This window comes from Polaromonas sp. (assembly GCF_036676035.1).
In the GTDB taxonomy this organism is placed as follows: Bacteria; Pseudomonadota; Gammaproteobacteria; order Burkholderiales; family Burkholderiaceae_C; genus Polaromonas.
The window spans coordinates 1-17,606 of record NZ_JAKFDR010000047.1 but is presented as its reverse complement, the minus strand read 5'-3'; the positions used below and the strand labels follow the sequence as shown (position 1 = coordinate 17,606).

At 59.7% G+C, this 17,606-nt stretch carries 19 protein-coding genes; 9 read left to right on the top strand and 10 right to left on the bottom strand.

Translation table 11 applies throughout. The annotated features are described in order from the left end of the window. A partial coding sequence (locus tag V6M61_RS07780; protein WP_332775997.1) for an NAD+ synthase occupies positions 1–1,245 on the top strand: 1,245 nt, incomplete at its 5' end. 288 nt (positions 1,246–1,533) lie between these two features. Next, complete coding sequence (locus V6M61_RS07775; RefSeq protein ID WP_332775996.1) at positions 1,534–1,872, top strand: P-II family nitrogen regulator; 339 nt, start codon at positions 1,534–1,536, stop codon at positions 1,870–1,872. 130 nt (positions 1,873–2,002) lie between these two features. Here the strand turns inward: V6M61_RS07775 and V6M61_RS07770 are convergent, their stop codons facing one another. The 6 genes from V6M61_RS07770 to V6M61_RS07745 form a co-directional block, all read right to left on the bottom strand. Continuing rightward, on the bottom strand, positions 2,003–2,590 hold the full coding sequence (locus V6M61_RS07770) for a TIGR00730 family Rossman fold protein (protein ID WP_332775995.1): 588 nt from the start codon (positions 2,588–2,590) through the stop codon (positions 2,003–2,005). Then, positions 2,587–3,030 (bottom strand): diacylglycerol kinase, encoded by a 444-nt coding sequence (locus tag V6M61_RS07765; RefSeq protein ID WP_332775994.1) that lies wholly within the window; start codon positions 3,028–3,030, stop codon positions 2,587–2,589. The genes V6M61_RS07770 and V6M61_RS07765 overlap by 4 nt, the downstream gene beginning before the upstream one ends. A 69-nt stretch (positions 3,031–3,099) precedes the next feature. Beyond that, complete coding sequence (locus V6M61_RS07760) at positions 3,100–3,615, bottom strand: RDD family protein (protein WP_332775993.1); 516 nt, start codon at positions 3,613–3,615, stop codon at positions 3,100–3,102. A gap of 69 nt (positions 3,616–3,684) precedes the next feature. Further along, complete coding sequence (locus V6M61_RS07755; RefSeq protein ID WP_332775992.1) at positions 3,685–4,425, bottom strand: DUF3106 domain-containing protein; 741 nt, start codon at positions 4,423–4,425, stop codon at positions 3,685–3,687. Positions 4,426–4,439: 14 nt separating this feature from the next. Then, positions 4,440–4,871, bottom strand: a complete 432-nt coding sequence (locus V6M61_RS07750; RefSeq protein WP_332775991.1) for a DUF3619 family protein — start codon at positions 4,869–4,871, stop codon at positions 4,440–4,442. Continuing rightward, positions 4,868–5,434, bottom strand: a complete 567-nt coding sequence (locus tag V6M61_RS07745; RefSeq protein WP_332775990.1) for an RNA polymerase sigma factor — start codon at positions 5,432–5,434, stop codon at positions 4,868–4,870. The genes V6M61_RS07750 and V6M61_RS07745 overlap by 4 nt, the downstream gene beginning before the upstream one ends. Before the next feature lie 310 nt (positions 5,435–5,744). Between V6M61_RS07745 and V6M61_RS07740 the strand changes: the two genes are divergently transcribed. The 6 genes from V6M61_RS07740 (at position 5,745) to pbpG (ending at position 13,296) form a co-directional block, all read left to right on the top strand. Next, positions 5,745–7,523, top strand: coding sequence for an acetolactate synthase 3 catalytic subunit (locus tag V6M61_RS07740; RefSeq protein WP_332775989.1), 1,779 nt, complete (start codon positions 5,745–5,747; stop codon positions 7,521–7,523). Positions 7,524–7,618: 95 nt separating this feature from the next. Continuing rightward, entirely contained in the window at positions 7,619–8,110 is a 492-nt protein-coding gene (gene ilvN, locus V6M61_RS07735; protein ID WP_096665291.1) for an acetolactate synthase small subunit, read from the top strand. Positions 8,111–8,186: 76 nt separating this feature from the next. Next, positions 8,187–9,203 (top strand): ketol-acid reductoisomerase, encoded by a 1,017-nt coding sequence (gene ilvC / locus V6M61_RS07730; protein ID WP_332775988.1) that lies wholly within the window; start codon positions 8,187–8,189, stop codon positions 9,201–9,203. 267 nt (positions 9,204–9,470) lie between these two features. Beyond that, positions 9,471–10,280 carry a CDP-diacylglycerol--serine O-phosphatidyltransferase gene (gene pssA / locus V6M61_RS07725; RefSeq protein WP_332775987.1) on the top strand — a complete coding sequence of 270 codons (810 nt, stop codon included), beginning with the start codon at positions 9,471–9,473 and terminating at the stop codon, positions 10,278–10,280. Between the two features lie 196 nt (positions 10,281–10,476). Next, on the top strand, positions 10,477–12,015 hold the full coding sequence (locus V6M61_RS07720; protein ID WP_332775986.1) for a 2-isopropylmalate synthase: 1,539 nt from the start codon (positions 10,477–10,479) through the stop codon (positions 12,013–12,015). Between the two features lie 207 nt (positions 12,016–12,222). Further along, a complete protein-coding gene (gene pbpG, locus V6M61_RS07715; RefSeq protein ID WP_332775985.1) occupies positions 12,223–13,296 on the top strand; it encodes a D-alanyl-D-alanine endopeptidase in 1,074 nt (357 codons plus the stop codon). Positions 13,297–13,432: 136 nt separating this feature from the next. On the opposite strand, the gene V6M61_RS07710 is transcribed toward pbpG, so the two are convergent. From V6M61_RS07710 to aat, 3 genes are all read right to left on the bottom strand, one after another. Next, a complete protein-coding gene (locus V6M61_RS07710) occupies positions 13,433–14,227 on the bottom strand; it encodes an IclR family transcriptional regulator (protein WP_332775984.1) in 795 nt (264 codons plus the stop codon). Between the two features lie 89 nt (positions 14,228–14,316). After that, positions 14,317–15,090, bottom strand: a complete 774-nt coding sequence (locus V6M61_RS07705; protein ID WP_332775983.1) for an arginyltransferase — start codon at positions 15,088–15,090, stop codon at positions 14,317–14,319. Beyond that, complete coding sequence (gene aat / locus V6M61_RS07700; protein WP_332775982.1) at positions 15,087–15,854, bottom strand: leucyl/phenylalanyl-tRNA--protein transferase; 768 nt, start codon at positions 15,852–15,854, stop codon at positions 15,087–15,089. Before aat ends, V6M61_RS07705 begins: the two co-directional genes overlap by 4 nt. Before the next feature lie 235 nt (positions 15,855–16,089). Here aat and V6M61_RS07695 point away from each other — a divergent pair, with 235 nt between their 5' ends. After that, positions 16,090–16,455 (top strand): SPW repeat protein, encoded by a 366-nt coding sequence (locus V6M61_RS07695; RefSeq protein WP_332775981.1) that lies wholly within the window; start codon positions 16,090–16,092, stop codon positions 16,453–16,455. 303 nt (positions 16,456–16,758) lie between these two features. On the opposite strand, the gene V6M61_RS07690 is transcribed toward V6M61_RS07695, so the two are convergent. Further along, positions 16,759–17,412 carry a hypothetical protein gene (locus tag V6M61_RS07690; RefSeq protein ID WP_332775980.1) on the bottom strand — a complete coding sequence of 218 codons (654 nt, stop codon included), beginning with the start codon at positions 17,410–17,412 and terminating at the stop codon, positions 16,759–16,761. Positions 17,413–17,606: the final 194 nt, after the last annotated feature.

Here is a 17,606-nt window from a genome sequence, read left to right as displayed (position 1 = left end):
TTTCAGGCGGGCGAGGGTGCCGACGAGGTGAGCGTGGGCCTGCTGATTTGCGAAGACGCCTGGTTTGAAGAGCCGGCGCGGCTGGCCAAACTGGCCGGTGCCGAGCTGCTGGCCGTCATCAACGCCTCGCCCTTCCATGTGGGCAAGGGCGGCGAGCGCGAACAGATGATGCGCAGCCGGGTGCTGGCCACCGGCCTGCCGCTGGTCTACGCGCACCTGGTGGGCGGGCAGGACGAGATCGTGTTTGAAGGCCACTCGTTTGCGCTGCAGGCCGATGGCGCGCTGGCCGGGCGGGCCGAGAGTTTCAAGGAAAATCTGTTTGTAGCCCAGGCAGAACGTGCGCAGACAGCTATCAAATTGGTAGCAAACATTGAGCCCGAGCGCAGCAACGAGGCCGACCTGTGGGACGCGCTGGTGCTGGGCGTGCGCGACTACCTGGGAAAAAACGGCTTTCCGGGTGCGATTCTGGGCCTGTCGGGCGGCATCGACTCGGCGCTGGTGCTGGCGATTGCCGTGGACGCGCTGGGCGCCGATAAGGTGCGCACGGTGATGATGCCGTCACCCTACACGGCTGACATTTCGTGGCAGGACGCGCGCGAGATGGCGCAGCGCCTGAAGGTGCGCTACGACGAGATTTCCATCATCCCGGAGTTTGAAGCCTTCAAGGCGTCTTTGGCGGGCGAGTTTAAAGGCCTGAAGGAAGACACTACCGAAGAAAACATCCAGGCGCGCATTCGCGGGGTGTACTTGATGGCGCTGTCCAACAAGTTTGGCTCCATCGTGCTGACCACCGGCAACAAGAGCGAGATGGCCACCGGCTACTGCACGCTGTACGGTGATATGGCCGGAGGTTTCGCGGTGATCAAGGACCTGGCCAAGACCACGGTGTTCAGGCTGGCGCGCTGGCGCAATGCAAATGACCCGTATGGCACGGGCGCCAACCCGATTCCCGAGCGCATCATCACGCGCCCGCCGAGCGCCGAGTTGCGAGCCGACCAGACCGACCAGGACAGCCTGCCGCCCTACGAGGTGCTGGACGCGATCCTGGAGCGCTACATGGAAAACGACCAGAGCATTGAGGCTATCATCGCTGCCGGCTTTGACCGGGCGGTGGTCGAGCGTGTGACCAAGCTCATCAAGATCAACGAGTACAAGCGCCGCCAGGCGCCGATTGGCATCCGGGTTACCCACCGCAGCTTCGGCAAGGACTGGCGCTATCCCGTGACCAGCAAGTTCAGAGCCTAGAGATATGGCCCCCACGCTTTCACTTCGTGTAATACGCTGGACGTGTCGCCGCCAGAGGCGACGGCTCTTCAGCCCGTCCAAGCCCGCGCAGGCGGGCTTGGAGCCGCGGGCCTCAGCCCCAAGGGGGCTAATTTTTCTTGGGACGGCCCGGCGGAAAATTGCTCGCCCCCACGCTTCTCACTTCATGTAATGCGCTGCCCCCAAGGGGGCCGTGCTTGCTCGGGGCGGCCCTTCGCTGCGCACGCGCTTTATGCCTGACAATAATTGAAAACTAACGGAGATCTTTCAGTGAAACAAATTACCGCCGTCCTCAAACCATTCAAACTCGAAGAAGTCCGTGAAGCCCTGGCCGAATGCGGCGTGACCGGCCTGACCGTGACCGAAGTCAAAGGGTTTGGCCGCCAAAAAGGCCACACCGAGCTGTACCGCGGCGCCGAGTATGTGGTCGACTTCCTGCCCAAGGTCAAGGTTGAAGTGGTGGTAAAGACCGACGACGTGGAACGCTGCGTGGACGCCATCGTGCGCGCCGCCCGCACCGGCAAGATCGGCGACGGCAAGATTTTCATCACCAGCGTCGAGCGCGTGGTGCGCATCCGCACGGGAGAAGAAGACGAAGCCGCCGTGTGAGCAAAAACCGGTTCAGTGAAATCTTTGCCCCTGGTTTGTCATCCAGGGACTGATGGATTGCGGGTCAAGCCCGCAATGACAGGCTAATCCGGGATCCATGGATCAGGGCTGAGCGCCGGGTAAGACGGTCTTAAATCTGGTCCAGCCGTGAGATGGGCGCCGTCATGCCCGCTGCCTGCACCAGTTGCCGCAGCAGTCCCAGCGCGTCGCTGTCGGTGCAAATCAGTTCCATCTGCCAGTCGCTCATAAAGCCGTTTTTGACGGCAGAGCCCAGAAACGCCAGCAGGCCGTCGTAATAGCCGCCCATGTTGAGCAGGCCTACGGGCTTGTCGTGGTAGCCCAGCTGGCGCCAGGTCCAGACCTCGAAAAACTCTTCCAGCGTGCCGATGCCGCCCGGCAGCGCCAAAAACGCATCGGCATGCTCGGCCATGATGCGCTTGCGCTCGTGCATGGTGTCCACAATGTGCAGCTCGGTGCAACCGGTGTGGGCCCATTCCTTTTCCACCAGTGCCTTGGGGATCACGCCCACCACGCGGCCACCAGCGGCCAGCGCTGCGTCGGCCAGGATGCCCATCAGCCCGTTGTGGCCGCCGCCATAGACCAGCTGGCCGTCGTGCCTGCCAATCCAGCTGCCGACATCGCGCGCGATCTGCGCGTATTCGGGTCCGGCGCCCGGGCGCGAGCCGCAGTACACGCAGACTGAAAAAGCCGGCTTCATGCGAAAAATCGCTGGAACAGCGCCATCGTCCAGGTGCCGGCACACAGCAGCAGGCTCAGCAGTACGGCGGCGCTGCCCATATCTTTGGCGCGTTTGGACAGGTCGTGCCACTCGGGGCCGATGCGGTCAATGGCGGTTTCAATGCCGGTGTTGAGCAGCTCGACAATCATGATGAGAATCACGGTGCCGGCGAGCAGGGCGGTTTCGACCCAGTTGCGGCCCAGCCAGAAGGCGGCCGGAACCAGCACGATGGAGGCAATCGCCTCCTGGCGGAAGGCGGTTTCGTGCCAGCCGGCCCGCAGACCGGCGATGGAGTAGCCGGTGGCATGCCAGACCCGGCTCAGTCCTTTGCGGTGCTTCTGGGGGTTGACGGGCTCGTTGGTGGAGGCGTGGTTGGAGCTGGCCACGGAGGAGGCTGAAAACGGAACTTGTTCGGACATGGCCTGATTGTCGCCCAGCTCTGTGGCAGTTTGAAGTGACGGCCTGAAGTGGCCGGCGGGTGACCCGCTTTATGGCTTGGCCGCAGGCTGCCAGCTCACCAGCTGCGTGCCGGCCCAGGCGTCATGCCAGAACTGCTGCCGTGGATGAAAGCGCGACAAAATCGCCCAGACGGCAACCCAGCCCAGCGCCAGCACGGCGGCTTCGGCGCCCGGCAGGCCGAACCACCAGCTGGCGGCCAGCGGCGGCAAAAACCACAGCCAGCTCAAGGCGTAACGCAGCAAGGCCCGCGGCTGGCTGATGGGCGCGCCTTGCCGGTCCACCATGCGGATGTTCCAGGTTTTCATGGCCAGCGTCTGGCCCTTGGCCCAGAACCAGACAAAGTAAATGCCAAAAACGACGAACAAAAAGGCCTGCAGGGCGTGGCGGTTGTCCAGGGCGTTGCGCGTCTGGCTGAGCGTGCCAAACAGGTAGCCGGCAATGAAGACCACGCCGAACATCAGCATGCCCTCGTAGACCCAGCAGGCCATGCGTCGGCGCAGGGACGGTGTTTTAACGTCGGTAACTATCAATTTTGTAGCGGTCATGTGAGTGCTGGCAGGGGTAACAGCATTAATTGGCCCAAAAAAGTGAGCCAGCCAAGCGGCTGGTGGCGCTCAGCGCTGCTGCGCCGGGCTAGCGCTGGCGCCGCTGTGTGCCGGTGCGCCCGGTGGCGCTGCAGAGCTGCCGTCAGCTTGGTGCGAAGGCTTGATTTTAAGCGCTGGCTTGCCACCTTGCTTGTTGGCCGATGGCACGGTTGCCAGTTTTTGGGGGGCTACAGGCTTGGTGGCCGTGGCGGCGCCTGCCGGCTTGGGGCTGGCTTTGGCGGCCAGTTTCTGCTTTTCTTCAGGGCTCAGGGACTGGTAGGCCTGCCACTTGGCTTTTTTCTCTTCAGGCGTCAGCTCTTTGGCCAGTTCTTTGGTTTTTGCAAAATTGAGCCGTGCCTGGGCGCGCGCATGCGGGCTGAGCGCCACCCATTCACTCATGCGGCTGTGCATGGTGGCCTGGCCTTCAGGCGGCAAGGAGGGGTAGGTTTTGGAAATTTCCAGCCATTTGCGCTTTTGCCCTTCGCTGATGCTGCCCCAGTCTGAGGCCAGCGGCTTGAGCGCCTGCTGCTGCCCCGGCGTGAGCTCGGCCCAGCCGGATTTGGCGCTGGACGGGCTGGCTGCCTTGGCTGGCGCGGGGCCTGCGGCTTTGGGGGTGGCCGGCTGGCTGGCAGGAGCCGCCGCCGGTTTGGCGGTTTGCGCCAAGCCAGCGCCGGGCAGGGCCAGTGCACAGGCCAGAACGGCTGCCAGTGCTACAAAGTGGCGTCTGGGGGATTGCAGTCTGGCGCGGGGAGGGGCGGCTGGCGCGGTCATTGGCTAAACAAGGCCTAGCGCGTGGCCTTGAGGAACTGGACAAAGCCCGGGTCGGCAAACGCGGCAGGCGGCAGTTCGTCGGTCAGCAGGGCCACGTCAACCTCGGCCAGCTCCTGGGCGCGGTTGTCGTTTTGGACCGAGTTGATGACCAGCAGGCCAACCACCAGTGCGATCAGGGGCATGACCGAGCCGATGCGGCCCCACCAGCTCAGGCCGTCGTCTGAGCCCCAGGTGAGTGCGGCGCTGCCGCCGCCAGCGTTCACGACCATGGCTGCGCTCCGGGTTTTGGCGACTTTACGCTGGGCCAGGGCCTGAACGCGCGCAGCGCGCAGGCGCTCGGAAATGTCGTGCGGCAGGTTTGCGGCACCGGCAGACAGGTAGGAGGCGGCTTTGAGACCGTAGCGGTCTTGCAGGATTTCGGCCCTGCTAAATAGTGAGTTAGTCATAGTTTGATTCCCTTGGCGCTCAAGGCTTTACTGAGTGCCTGGACTGCCCGTGAGCAATGCGTTTTGACGCTGCCTTCCGAACAACCCATGGCCGCAGCGGTTTCAGCCACGTCCATCTCCTCCCAGTAACGCATGAGAAACGCTTCCCGTTGACGGCCAGGTAACTCCTTTATTTCCAGCTCGATTTGTTGCAAGGTTTGCGCCCGCTCGGTGGCCTCTTGTGCGCTTTCCGTTCCCTCTGAGTCGGTCAGGGTCTCTAAAGTTTCCAGCAAATCGAAATCTCCTTCTTCTCCGGGCGACTCGAAGTCGCTCATATTGGAGAAAAGGGCGTTGCGGGTCTTGCGCCGGCGAAACCAGTCCAGGGTGGTGTTGGCCAGAATCCGCTGGAACAGCATGGGCAGCTCGGCCGCCGGCTTGTCACCGTAGTGCTGGGCCAGCTTCATCATGCTGTCCTGGACGATGTCCAGTGCAGCCTCGTCGTCCCGAACGTGATAGACGCTGCGCTTGAAAGCGCGCTTTTCGACGTTTTTCAGGAAGTCTGAGAGTTCTAGTTCGGTTGCCAACGGTTTAAGTTCCCGGTTTGTCCCGGCGCTGTCGTAGTTATGGGTGCCGGTACCGAGGTTTGACGTACACGAGCCACAAAATTATCGCACCAAGCCTGCGAGCATCATTTTTGAGCGATTTTCAGAACGACTTTCACATGGATGGCGCGAAATGCGATAATGCGGGCTGCAATTCAAAAGGCAAACGGGTCATGACTCGGCGGATTATGTTTCCGCTCATGGTTTTGGCCTCAAGTCTCGACGCTGCTTCACAAGAGCGGGCGAAGAGGCACCCAAGGTATTTCGTTAGAGAAATTCACAAAGGTTCATCATGGAAATCTCCAAGGCGGAAATCGTTTCCGCAGCAGCAGCCACGTCTTCGCAAGACAAAAACGCCGAGCTGATGGGCGCCGAAATTCTGGTGCGCGCGCTTCAGGCTGAAAACGTCAAGTACGTCTGGGGCTACCCCGGCGGTGCGGTCCTTTATATTTACGACGCTTTCTACAAGCAGGACACGATACAGCACGTGCTGGTGCGCCATGAGCAGGCGGCCGTCCACGCGGCTGACGGCTACGCCCGCGCCACCGGCGATGTGGGCGTGGCGCTGGTCACCTCGGGCCCCGGTGTCACGAATGCCATTACCGGCATTGCCACGGCCTACATGGACAGCATTCCCATGGTCATCATCACCGGCCAGGTGCCCACGCACGCGATTGGCCTCGATGCTTTCCAGGAATGCGACACGGTGGGCATCACGCGCCCCATCGTCAAGCACAATTTTCTGGTCAAGGACGTGCGCGACCTGGCCGGAACACTGAGAAAAGCCTTTCATATTGCCAAAACCGGCCGGCCCGGCCCGGTGGTGGTGGACATTCCGAAGGACGTTTCGTTCAAGAAATGCCAGTTTGAATACCCGGCGGCTGTCGAAATGCGCAGCTACAGCCCGGTGCGCAAAGGCCACGGCGGGCAGATCCGCAAGGCGCTGCAGCTGCTGATGAACGCCAAGCGTCCCTACATTTACACCGGCGGTGGCGTGCTGCTGAGCAATGCCTCGCAGGAGTTGCGCACGCTGGTGGACATGCTGGGCTACCCCTGCACCAACACCCTGATGGGCCTGGGGGCCTACCCGGCCAGCGACCGCAAATTCCTGGGCATGCTGGGCATGCACGGCACGATTGAGGCCAACAACGCGATGCAGCACTGCGACGTGCTGCTGGCCGTCGGCGCGCGTTTTGATGACCGCGTGATCGGCAACCCCAAGCACTTTGCGCAAAACGAACGCAAGATCATTCACATCGACATCGATCCCTCGAGCATCTCCAAGCGCGTGAAGGTGGACATCCCCATCGTGGGCGATGTCAAGGACGTGCTGACCGAGCTGATCGCCATGATCAAGGAGTCGGGGCTCAAGCCGGATGCCAACGCCCTGGGCGGCTGGTGGGACACCATTGAGACCTGGCGCAAGCGTGAGTGCCTCAAGTACAGCATGGGCTCGCCGGATGTGATCAAGCCGCAGTATGTGGTGGAAACGCTGTGGAACATGACCAAGGACGTCGAGACCTACATCACCTCCGACGTGGGCCAGCATCAGATGTGGGCCGCGCAGTATTACCGCTTCGACCAGCCGCGCCGCTGGATCAATTCCGGTGGCCTGGGCACCATGGGTGTGGGCATTCCCTATGCCATGGGCGTCAAGCTGGCCAAGCCCGATGCCGAGGTGTTCTGCATCACCGGCGAAGGCTCGGTGCAGATGTGCATCCAGGAGCTGTCGACCTGTCTGCAGTACAACACGCCGATCAAGATTGTGTCGCTCAACAACCGCTACCTGGGCATGGTGCGCCAGTGGCAGGAAGTGGAGTACGCCGGCCGCTACAGCAGCAGCTACATGGATGCACTGCCCAATTTTGTGAAGCTGGCCGAAGCCTATGGCCATGTCGGCATGCTGATCGAACGTCCACAAGACGTGGAGCCTGCGCTGCGCGAAGCACGCAAGCTCAAGGACCGCACCGTGTTCATGGACTTTCGGACCGACCCGACCGAGAACGTGTTCCCTATGGTTCAGGCCGGCAAGGGCATCACGGAAATGCTGCTGGGGTCGGAAGACCTCTAAGCCCCCCATTAACAACGTCAACTGACGAATCTATTGTCTGCCGAGCCTGCGCATTACCGTGCGCAGGGGAGGGCAGCGAAAAGAGGAATCTATCTATGAAGCACATCATTGCAGTTTTGCTGGAAAACGAGCCAGGCGCTCTTTCCCGCGTGGTCGGGCTGTTCTCGGCCCGCGGCTACAACATCGAGAGCCTGACCGTGGCGCCGACGGAAGACGCCAGCCTGTCGCGCATGACGATCCAGACCACGGGCTCGGACGACGTGATCGAGCAGATCACCAAGCACCTGAACCGGCTGATCGAGGTCGTCAAGGTGGTGGACCTGACCGAAGGGTCGTACACCGAGCGCGAGCTCATGATGGTCAAGGTGCGCGCGGTGGGCAAGGAGCGCGAAGAAATGAAGCGCATGGCTGATATATTTCGCGGGCGGATTATTGACGTCACCGAGAAGAGCTACACGATTGAGCTGACCGGTGACCAGTCCAAAAACGATGCATTTCTGGAAGCGATTGACCGCAGCGCGATTCTGGAAACCGTGCGCACCGGCTCCAGCGGCATTGGCCGCGGGGAACGAATTCTGAGAGTTTGAGGTTTCGATCATGCATTGCCTGTAGTGCGTGACCGGATTTGTTTTTGATTGATTTGTGATTACTTAGGAGAGAGAAATGAAAGTTTTTTACGACAAGGATTGTGATTTGAGCCTGATCAAGGGCAAAACGGTCGCCATCATCGGCTACGGCAGCCAGGGCCATGCCCACGCACAGAATCTGAATGACAGCGGCGTGAAGGTTGTCGTAGGCCTGCGCAAGGGCGGCGCCTCCTGGCCCAAGGTTGAAAAAGCCGGCCTCAAGGTGGCTGAAGTGGCAGAAGCGGTCAAGGCCGCGGACGTCGTGATGATTCTCCTGCCTGACGAGCAAATCGGCACCGTCTACAAAAACGACGTGGAGCCCAACATCAAGCAGGGCGCATCGCTGGTGTTTGCCCACGGCTTCAACGTGCACTACGGCGCCGTGATTCCGCGCGCTGACCTCGATGTCTGGATGGTCGCGCCCAAGGCCCCCGGCCACACCGTGCGCAACACCTACACGCAAGGCGGCGGCGTGCCTCACCTGATCGCCGTGCACCAGGACAAGACCGGCAAGGCCCGTGATCTGGCCCTGAGCTATGCCATGGCCAATGGCGGCGGCAAGGCCGGCATCATCGAAACCAACTTCCGTGAAGAGACCGAGACCGACCTGTTCGGCGAGCAGGCCGTGCTGTGCGGTGGCACGGTCGAGCTGATCAAGGCCGGTTTCGAGACCCTGGTGGAAGCCGGCTACGCGCCCGAAATGGCTTACTTCGAATGCCTGCACGAGCTCAAGCTGATCGTGGACCTGATCTACGAAGGCGGCATTGCCAACATGAACTACTCCATCTCCAACAACGCAGAGTATGGCGAGTACGTGACCGGTCCGAACATCGTGACCGCGGCCACCAAAGAAGCCATGCGCCAGTGCCTCAAGGACATCCAGACCGGTGAATACGCCAAGAGCTTCCTGCTCGAAAACCAGGCGGGTGCACCGACGCTGCTGAGCCGCCGCCGCTTGACGGCAGAGCACCAGATCGAGCAAGTGGGCGAAAAGCTCCGCGCCATGATGCCCTGGATCAAGAAAAACAAGCTCGTCGACCAGACGCGCAACTGATTTTCTGCCGAAAGGCGGGGTTCTCCCCGCAAAAAAGCCGCGCAGCAGCCTTGCGCGGCTTTTTTCTTTCTGCCTGCTTGCGCTGCAGAGTCGTCCGCCCTGGCGTGAGTTTGTCTTTCGCTCGGCTTGAGCCGGTTTGATATTGCGGTTTGGTATCCTCTGGCGAATGGATAATCACTGTTCACCCCGGTGTCAGGGTTTGTTTGGAAGGTGCTATTAGTTTGATAGCATCTTGCGCCCACCAATTGTGTTTTAGGAGCATTTTTTATGCATGATGGCGAAAATTCCGGAGCGGAGCCGGTTGAAGTGCTCGTGCACAAGCGGCGCAAGGGGATTTACATTCTGCCGAACCTGTTCACGCTGGCGGCGCTGTTCGGCGGCTTTTACGCCATCGTCATGGCCATGAACGGGCGTTTTGACCAGGCGGCGATTGGCGTGTTTTTCGCCATGGTGCTGGACAGCCTGGACGGCCGCGTGGCGCGCATGACCAATACGCAAAGCGCTTTTGGCGAGCAGATGGACTCGTTGTCCGACATGGTGTCATTTGGCGCTGCGCCGGCACTGATTGCCTATGTCTGGGGGCTGACCAGCCTGGGCCGCTGGGGCTGGATTGGCGCTTTTGTTTACTGTGCCTGCGCGGCGCTTCGCCTGGCCCGTTTCAATGTGAATACCGCCGTGGTGGACAAGCGCTTCTTCCAGGGCCTGCCTTCGCCTGCGGCGGCAGCGCTGGTGGCCGGCTTCATCTGGCTGATGACGGAAGCCGGCGTCAGCGGCCAGGAAGTGCGCTGGGTCATCTTTGGCCTGACGCTTTACGCCGGCCTGACCATGGTGACCAATGTGCCGTTTTACAGCTTCAAGGACGTGGGGCTGAAGCGCAGCGTGCCGTTTGTCGTCATTGTGCTGATTGCACTGGGCATTGCCGTGATCAATATCCACCCGCCTACCGTGATCTTCGGCCTGTTTGTGCTCTATGGGGTGTCGGGTTATGTGCTGTACGGCTGGCGCCGGGCCAAAGGGCTGCAGACCAGCGTCATCTCGACATCGACCGACGAGCCCGATGAGCGTGGCTTGCACTAGGGCCTGGAGCCTGCTGCCGCTAAAAACTGTGGTATATTGAATCCATGAAACAAATTTCGCTGGCACTATTGCTACTGCGCCAAAACGGGCACAGACGATAGCGCACGCGCGAACCAGTCACTACGGCCCGTATGCAAACGCAGCGGGCCGTTTTTGTTTTGGGCTGCGTTTTTTTTGAACCCGATGGAGAGTTGGCATGGCAGATAAGTTGATCATTTTTGACACCACCTTGCGCGATGGCGAGCAATCGCCCGGCGCCTCGATGACGCGCGATGAAAAACTGCGCATTGCCCGCCAGCTGGAGCGCCTGAAAGTTGACGTGATCGAAGCCGGCTTTGCCGCCAGCTCCAATGGCGACTTCGAGGCCGTGCAGGCCATCGCCAACGCGATCAAGGACTCGACCATCTGTTCGCTCTCACGCGCCAACGACCGCGACATCTCGCGCGCCGCCGAAGCCCTGAAAGGCGCCAACAGCGCGCGTATCCACACCTTCATTGCCACCTCGGCGCTGCACATGGAGAAGAAGCTGCGCATGACGCCCGAGCAGGTGCTTGAGCAGGCCAAGCAGTCGGTGCGCTTTGCCCGCAACCTGGTGGCCGATGTGGAGTTCAGCCCCGAAGACGGCTACCGCAGCGATGTGGATTTCCTGTGCCGCGTGCTCGAGACCGTGATTGCCGAGGGGGCCACCACCATCAACGTGCCCGACACCGTGGGCTATGCGATCCCCGAGCTTTATGGCAACTTCATCAAAACCCTGCGCGAGCGCGTGCCCAACTCCGACAAGGCGATCTGGTCGGTGCATTGCCACAACGACCTCGGCATGGCTGTCGCCAACTCGCTGGCTGGCGTGAAGATCGGCGGTGCGCGCCAAGTGGAGTGCACCATCAACGGCCTGGGCGAGCGCGCGGGCAACTGCTCGCTCGAAGAGGTTGTCATGGCGGTCAAAACACGCCGCGACTACTTCGGCCTTGACTTGGGCATTGACACCAAGCATATCCTGGCCGCCAGCCGCATGGTCAGCCAGATCACCGGCTTTGTGGTGCAGCCCAACAAGGCCGTGGTGGGTGCCAATGCATTTGCCCACGCCTCCGGCATTCACCAGGACGGCGTGCTCAAGGCCCGTGATACCTACGAGATCATGCGTGCCGAAGACGTGGGCTGGAGCGCCAACAAGATCGTGTTGGGCAAGCTCAGCGGCCGCAACGCCTTCAAGCAGCGTCTGCAGGAGCTCGGCGTGGCCCTGGAAAGCGAGGCTGACATCAACGCAGCCTTTGCCAGGTTCAAGGAGCTTGCCGACCGCAAGAGCGAGATTTTTGACGAGGACATCCTCGCACTTGTGGGTGACGAAAGCGTCACCCACGAACATGAGCAGTACGGCTTTGTCTCCCTGTCGCAGCACAGCGAAACCGGTGAACGCCCGCACGCGTCCATCGTGTTCACCGTGGACGGCAAGGAAGTCAAGGGCGAGTCGGACGGTAACGGTCCGGTTGACGCATCCCTGAAGGCCATCGAAACACACGTCAAAAGCGGTGCAGAGATGGTGCTCTATTCTGTGAACGCCATCAGCGGATCAACAGAGAGCCAGGGGGAAGTCACGGTCCGTTTGCAAAGCAGCGGCCGCGTGGTCAATGGGGTGGGTGCCGACCCTGACATCGTCGTGGCGTCAGCGAAAGCGTACTTAAGCGCGTTGAGCAAGCTGCAAAGTAAAGCTGACCGGGTGGCTGCTCAAGGGTAAGGCCGAAAGTCATTGAGATAAAGTTATTTATATTCAATGACTTAGCGCATCTATCGGGTGCAAACCTTGGTGAAAACCATGGAAAACACCGAAAGCTGATTGCTAATTTAGGAAAGTCACGCAAGTTTTTGATATTGCGTGACTTTTTCTATTTGTATACACTCCAGCCATTCCCTAAATGGCAATAAAAAGCGGGCAATATCCACCATGTCTCATCTGATTTTCAATCGCGCATTAAAAATCGTTGGATTTCTGGCTTTATTGACTGCGCTTGCAGTGCCTGTTGCCGATGCGGCCACGGCGAAGCATCAGGTGGTTAAAAAGCAGCACATCACCCGGACTGCGTCGACCAAAACCGCTGCCAAAAAAAGTGTTTCCACCCGCAAGAGCGCCCGCTTTGTGGCGGCAAACAAGCGCAAGCCCGTGATTCGCGCCGCTGCGCCAGCCAGGCCGTCTTACGGGCAAATAGCCGGTCTGCACGGCGCGCAGGATCCGCTCGACTTGAAGTCCAGCGTGGCACTGGTGATTGACCAGGACACGCAAGAGGTGCTGTTCAGCAAGAACGACCATGCGGTGTTGCCCATTGCATCACTGACCAAATTGATGACCGGTGTCATCGTGAGCAGCGCCAAGCTGCCGATGGACGAAATGATCACCGTGACCCAGGACGATGTGGATACTGAAAAAGGCAGCCGCTCGCGCCTGAAGGTTGGCACGACGCTCACGCGCGGCGAATTGCTGCATCTGGCGTTGATGTCCAGCGAGAACCGTGCCGCGCATGCTTTGGGCCGCACTTACCCGGGCGGCATGCCGGTTTTTGTCGATCTGATGAATGCCAAAGCCAAAACGCTGGGCATGACGGGCACCCGCTATGTGGAGCCCACTGGACTGTCCAGCCTGAACCAGTCCAGCGCGCAGGATTTGGCGACCCTGGTCAATGCGGCTTACGCCGATCCGGTACTGCGTGAGCTGTCGACCTCCGCGGGCCATGAAGTGGCCGTCGGCAATCGCACGCTGCAGTACAACAACACCAACCGCCTGGTCAAGAATCCCGAGTGGGACATCGGTTTGCAAAAAACCGGCTACATCTCTGAAGCCGGGCAGTGCCTGGTGATGCAGGCCAAGATTGCCGGCCGCAAGCTGATCATGGTGTTTCTGGACTCGGCCGGCAAGCTCAGCCGCCTGGGTGATGCCGAGCGCGTGCGTCGCTGGGTAGAGTCCAACCCGGTCATAGACCCCAAGGTCAAAATCAGCGCGTCGGTCAAGCTGGTCAACGGCTAAGTTGGCACGCAACAGGCCGTCTTTGCATGGCCTGCCGGATTCGGCGCCATCTCGCGGCTACGCCGCTGAATGCTATTGAATTGATAGCTTATGACGCCCAATTTGCGCGGGCCAGGCACTCATTTGGCTCAAGAATTTATTTGAAGCTGGCCGGGTTGTAACCCAGTGAGGCCGATATCTCGTTCGCCGTGGCCTGCAGCTTGGGCAGCCAGCTTTCATCCAGCCGGTCGGCCGGCGCAGAGATGGACAGGCCGGCCACCAGTTTGTTCTGGTCGTCGTAAATGCCGGCGGCCATGCAGCGCACACCCAGCTCCAGCTCTTCGTTGTCGCGTGCAATGCCGTATTGGCGTGCTTTGGAGAGTTCGCGCTCCAGCACCGACAGCTGGGTAATGCTGTTGCGGGTCTGGCCTGACAGGCCCGTGCGGGTCGCATACGCACGCAAACGCTGCGGATCGTCAAAAGCCAGGAAGAGTTTGCCGACAGACGTCAAATGCAAGGGGGCCCGCCCGCCAATGGCCCGCACCACCTGCATGCCGGAGCGCTCGCTGAAGGCGCGCTCCACATACACAATTTCATCACCCTGGCGCATGCTCAGGTTGACGGGCTGCTGTGTGAGCTTGTGCAGCTCACGCATGGGGATGAGGGCTGCATCGCGCACGCTTAAACGTGCCTTGACCAGATTGCCCAGCTCCAGCAGGCGCATACCCAGCCGGTAACTGCCAGCCGCCGGACGGTCTACAAACCGGCCCGTCGCGAGGTCGTTAAGGATGCGGTGCGCGGTGGACGGGTGCAGCCCTGACTTTTCACTGATTTCCTTGAGCGAGACCGCTTCTTCGCGTGCGGCCAGGATTTCCAGCAGGGAAAACATCCGCTCAATCACTTGAACGGTGGGGGTGGCAGGGGCCGCGGTAGACGTGTTGGGTTTTCTCATGTGCAGGCTTTCTGCATCAGATTTTACCATGTGAAATACCAAGGCGGATGCTGGCACCGCCTATTTCTGCAGCCTGCAGGGTGATCGCCTTAACGGCTGGGGGCTGCGGCCGTCATGGCGGGCAGTTTGTCAGACGAGGTCCACTGCCCATCGATCAACACCTCGTTGGGCGTGAAGCGTGCCTTGTAGCTCATCTTGGGACTTTGCGCGATCCAGTAGCCCAAGTAGACATATGGCAGGCCCAACTGCCTGGCTTGTTCAATTTGCCACAGCACGCTGTAGTTGCCATAGCTGGCCCGGGTGTCGGGCTCGTAAAAGGTGTAGACCGCTGAGATGCCGTCTTCCAGCACATCCAGGATGGACACCATCTTCAGGGCCCCGGGCTCGCCATTGGGCAGGCTGTCGCGGAACTCGACCAGCCGCGAATTGACCCGGCTTTGCAGCAAAAACTGGGTGTACTGGTCAATGCTGTCATGGTCCATGCCGCCGCCGGCGTGCCGGCCATTCTGATAGCGCAGGTACAGCTGGTAATGCTCGGGCATGAAACACAGTTTGAGCGCGCGGGCATGCAGGGCATGGTGGCGGCTCCAGGCGCGGCGCTGGCTGCGATCGGGCGTAAAACGCTTGACGGGCACCCGCAACGGCACGCAGGCCTGGCAACCATCGCAATAGGGCCGGTAGGTGAACATGCCGCTGCGCCGGAAACCGTTGGTGACCAGTTCGGAGTAGGCGTCGTTGTGAATCAGGTGGCTGGGGGTGGCCACTTGCGAGCGGGCCTGCCTGCCCGGCAAATAGCTGCAAGGGTAGGGCGCCGTTGCATAAAACTGCAAGGTTTGCAGGGGTAGGTCTTTAAGGTGCGTCACGGTGGTGCGGTTGTTCGAGCCGTCAAAATCTGATTCCAGTATACGGGTTCAAAGTGCCAGGCAGGGGCCGTTTGGGAAGCCTTTTTTTCAACATGCCGCACAAACTCGGCACGGCTGATTTCGGCCGCGCCCAACGAGGCCAGGTGCCGGGTGTTTTGCTGGCAGTCAATCATCTCCACGCCCGCGGCGCGACAAAACGCCACCAATGCCGCCAGGGCGATTTTCGACGCATCGGTCTGATGTGCAAACATCGACTCACCAAACACCATGCGACCGAGATTGACGCAGTAAAGTCCGCCAACCAGTTCGCCATTTTTCCAGGTTTCCACGCTGTGGGCATGGCCCGCCTGATGCAGTGCAATGTAGGCCTGCACCATCTCGGGCACGATCCAGGTGCCGGGCTGGCCGGTTCGGGGCTTGCCTGCACAGGCATGGATTACCCGCTCGAATGCGCTGTCAAACCGCAGTGTGCAGCTGGGGTCGCCCAGGAAGCGAGTCAGGGTTTTGCGTAGCGAGCGGTGCAATTTGAAGGCTTGCGTTCGCAAGACCATGCGCGGATCCGGACTCCACCAGAGCACCGGCTGGCCCAGACTGAACCACGGGAAAATGCCCCGCGCGTAGGCTTGCGTCAAGGTCAGTACATCCAGTGCGCCGCCTGCAGCCAGCAAGCCTGGCGCAGGGTCTTCATGGCTCCAGGCCGTCTCTACCGGTGGAAAGTCTTCACCGGCAGCAAGCCAGGGGACGGGTTGCGGGAGTTTCCGCATGAGTGGGTCAAAGAACGTTATGAAATGAATGACTACAACCCGAGCGTATCAAAGCAAGCCCGAAGTTGCCCGAAAACCAGAAGCCCCATAAGGCCGATCAGCTGGCCTCAAGGGGGTAGGCAAATAGTACCTTGAGCGCTCGGAGCCAGGCTTTTAAGGGCAATGGAACAAAGTTACGGGAACTTAATCTAAGTTACGTCAGTTGGCGTTCTTTCCAGCTGCAGGAGGTGCAATCATGAAGGAACTGAAGCATTGGCAAGACCCTCTTAACGCCCTTATTGGTGTAGGTGTAATCCTTTCACCTTGGGCTCTGGGCTTCCAGGACGAAATGATGTTTATGGCAAACGCGGTCATTGTCGGGCTAGCGCTCGTTGCCGTCGCGCTGGGGGCGATCTTCGTTCCGCGCGCATGGGAAGAGTGGACCCAGGGCGCACTCGGGCTGTGGTTGATCGCGTCGCCATGGGCACTCGGGTTCAGCACGCATCGCGATGCCATGCTGAGTGCGGTGATCGCCGGTATTGTGGTCGCGACGCTTGCCCTATGGACGCTGTTGATTGACAAAGATTACAGCGGCTGGTTGCGCGACCGGGTGGCGCACTGACCCGCAGGCAGCTTGCCTGCAGTGGCTCGCCGAGCACCGTACATCCCAGTTCGTCTGGGGGGTGGTGTTGTGCGCCTTGAATTCATGAGCGAGACGCGGCCTGTTGCAGTCGCGTTTCGCGTCTTTTTTGCCACACCTGGAAAGACAAAGGGCGTGCACTTTCGTGCAAGCCCTTGTTTTATTTGGCTCCTCAACCTGGGCTCGAACCAGGGACCTACGGATTAACAGGGGATAAAATCCTTATTTATCAATGACTTATGCTCGCCTTCGCACGTTATGTTTTGCCGCTACTTGCCAGGAGTGTCACGTCCCAGTTGTTGGATAAGAACTTTGATTCAATCCAGGAGTTCGGGCACCTGGGATGACCGGCTCACACAACTTTCCGCCTACAACCGGGTAGGTGGCATCCATAAAGTTACGAAGTGCTGGCGAAATTTTCGGACAATCGAACCGGTTGTATACGAAGTGCAGCATGTTGACTTCCGCTGAATAAACCGTGTTGAAGAGTATTACGGCTCCTAGTTTGCTTTGATCTAAAACAGGGCCGAGATACTGGTAAAAATCAGTTGCCTCGTCGCGTGTACCGTGCGTAATCATCGCAGCGAGAATGCTTGTGACATCCATTGCCACAGCAGTATTCTCATTGCTATATTTTTTCTCCGCTTTTTTTTGTATTGCTAGGGCGACATTTTTTCGGTAATCCTTGTCGCGGGAGCTTGTATCAGGCCACACACTGGTGCATTCAATAAAGATCTGCTGATCTTCATGCACGATGAAGAAGTCTGGCGCGTCTGCGTATTCAAACGTCACATTTTTACGAGAAAGCGAAGATGCAATTCTTGCTTCCATACGCAGGCCAAAATGGTTGTAATTTGTACCGCATTGATAGAATTTTTCTTTTAAGTCCTCAAAGACTGATGGTTGAAGCCTTCGGATGTCTTCCAGATTTTTGACCAATAGTTCGACCTGAAATACTTCGCCGGCGCAAAGTTCAAATTCTCTATTGGAATGGAGATCTATAGCAATAGTGAATCACCCCGGGTTTCGTGGAGGCCCGTTGGGTTAAGTCAGACCGGTATTGCGGCCTGACAGACGAGTTGCCGATAGTAATTTTCTTCAGCTTCGGCAGGGGGAATGTATCCGATGGGCTC